The sequence below is a fragment of the Collinsella sp. 4_8_47FAA genome, assembly GCF_000763055.1.
Lineage (GTDB): Bacteria > Actinomycetota > Coriobacteriia > Coriobacteriales > Coriobacteriaceae > Collinsella.
This window is the reverse complement of record NZ_KN214142.1, coordinates 1-2,375: the sequence shown is the minus strand read 5'-3', so window position 1 is coordinate 2,375 and position 2,375 is coordinate 1. Positions and strand designations below refer to the sequence as shown.

General features: G+C 68.3%; 2 protein-coding genes. Both read left to right on the top strand.

The genetic code is table 11. The annotated features are described in order from the left end of the window. Nucleotides 1-136 precede the first annotated feature (136 nt). Nucleotides 137-1,444 (top strand): IS21 family transposase, encoded by a 1,308-nt coding sequence (gene istA / locus HMPREF9463_RS10090; protein ID WP_035138955.1) that lies wholly within the window; start codon nucleotides 137-139, stop codon nucleotides 1,442-1,444. Next, nucleotides 1,441-2,268: an ATP-binding protein gene (locus HMPREF9463_RS10085; RefSeq protein WP_035138953.1), complete on the top strand. Its 828-nt coding sequence runs from the start codon at nucleotides 1,441-1,443 to the stop codon at nucleotides 2,266-2,268. Before istA ends, HMPREF9463_RS10085 begins: the two co-directional genes overlap by 4 nt. The last annotated feature ends 107 nt before the right edge of the window (nucleotides 2,269-2,375 follow it).

Here is a 2,375-nt window from a genome sequence, read left to right as displayed (position 1 = left end):
GTTAGCGCCGGGCGATTTTAGCCGCTAATAGTCAAACTATTTTGACCAATCCCGGTCACCGAATAATGGCCACCGTGCCTCCCCGCCGCCACTACGCTGGTGGTGCCAACACGCCGGCGTTAGGAGGACCATTGAGGTGAACGAGAGACACGATGACCTACAGGAGATTATAGACGCGGCGCTCCGGGAGATGGCCGCGGAGGAGGGCGACGGGTTCGACCCGCAGGCATGCAACCTCGCGGAGTTCTGCAGGAGGACGGGGCTCACCCGCTCCCGCGCGAGGACGGTCAGGGCACACGGGTTCAGGGCCCTGCCCCACGGGAACAGCGGGAGGAGGGCCGCGCCGGGCGTGCTCGCCGGCCACACCGGCCTGGTGGACGACCTCCTGCGGAAGGGCGTCACCAACTCGCAGGTGATATTCGAGCGGCTGCTCGGCCAGGGCTACGCCGGCGGCCTCACCACGGTGAAGACCTATATCGCCGCGCACCGGGACCTCGTGCCCGCGAAGAGGCGGCAGGCGGCCCCGCAGGGCTGCCGCGGCCAGCGCTTCAGGACGGCGCCCGGAGAGGCCTACCAGATGGACTGGGGCTTCGTCGCGGTCGAGCGCCCTGGCGGGGAGCGGGCGCGGATCGCCTGCTTCGCCATGGTCTGCCACCATTGCGGGGGCGCCCACGTCGAGTTCTTCCCGAACGCGCGCCAGGAGAACCTCCTCATCGGGATGCTGCACGCGTTCTCGGCGCTGGGCGTGCCCGCGACCGTGCTCACCGACAACATGAAGAGCGTGGTCGTCCGCCGCGATGCCGACGGCCGGCCCGTCTGGCAGGCCGACTACGCCGAGTTCATGGGCGTCGTCGGCTTCCGCACCAGGTTGTGCAGGCCGCGCCACCCCTATACGAAGGGCAAGGTGGAGAGGCTCGTCCGCTTCGTGAAGGGGAACTTCCTCGCGGGAAGGTCCTTTACCGACCTTGACGCCCTCAACCGGGAGGCCGCCCTCTGGTGCGCCGAGCAGGGAGGCCGCTGGCGGCGCGCGGCGGCATGCGTCCCGATGCGCGAGCACGAGGCGGCGTGCTCGGCGAACACCAGGCCGCTCGAGGTCACGGCCGAGGTCGAGCGGTACCTGTGCCCGCGCCGGAAGATCTCCTTCGACGGCTTCGTGAGCTTCGAGGGGCACCGCTACGGCGTGCCCTACTGGTACGTCCGCCGCGAGTGCAGGGTGAACCGGGAGGGGCGCGTGGTGCACATATACAGCGACGACCTCTCCCGCGAGCTCGTCGCCCACGCCGTCGGCACCGGCGCCGACAGCTGGTGCGAGGGGCAGTGGGAGACATCGCCGGCGCAGCCCGAGGAGCTGCCGACCCAGCCGGTGGGGACCGTGGTCGAGCAAATCGCCCCGCCCAGGACGAAACCCGGTTTCGAGAGGTTCGACTTCGGGAGGGCCGAATGATGGCGGGCGCGGGGGCGAGCCCCTACGAGCTCGCGAGCGACGCCGCGTCGAGGCTCGGGATCGCCGTCGGGGCGGAGGAGCTCGCGACCCTCGCCTCGGACCTCGACCTCGGCGACGGGGAGATGGCCGCCGTGGCAGCCACCTTCTCCTACCTTGCGGAGAAGAGGAGGCTCGCCTCCATCGAGACGCTGCTGAGGCTGAGCAGGCTGCCCAGGCGCGAGCCCAAGACCTTCGAGGGCTTCGACTTCTCCAGGATCCAGGGCCGGGACGCGGCCGCGCTGGGCAAGCTCCCGTCGCTGGCCGACCTCTACGCGCACCGCAACGTCGCCTTCGTCGGGCCCGGCGGCATAGGGAAGACGCACCTCGCGCAGGCCTACGGGCGCGAGTGCTGCATGCGGGGGCTCAAGACCTACTACATAAAGGCGACCGAGCTCAGGGACAGGTTCCAGAAGGCCGTCCAGCGGGGAAACACCTCGCGGGTCGTCTCCTCGCTCGTCAAGCCGTCGTGCCTCATCATTGACGAGGTGGGGAGATGCGTCTACGACAGGCCGTGCACCGACCTGTTCTTCGATGTCGTCGACAGGCGCTACGAGAAGGAGGGGCCGAACGCGATGGTCCTCACGAGCAACATCGCCCCGAGCGGGTGGGATGAGTTCTTCACGGGCGACGACACGCTCCTCTGCGCCCTCGACAGGCTGTTCGACAAGGCGTCGGTGTTCGTGATGCGGGGCCCGAGCTACCGCGGCAGGGAGCTTGACACCTACTCGGTGGAGGCCGTCCCCCAGGCGGTGAAGGTGAGGGGGATCCAGCCCGAGGGGATGTAGGAATGCGATAGGAAAGTCATAGATGCGGGCGTGTTGGCTAAAATGGGTCGGCCGGGATTGGTCAATCTCGGCCGACTATATTTGGCTAAATTATTCCGGCGCTAACA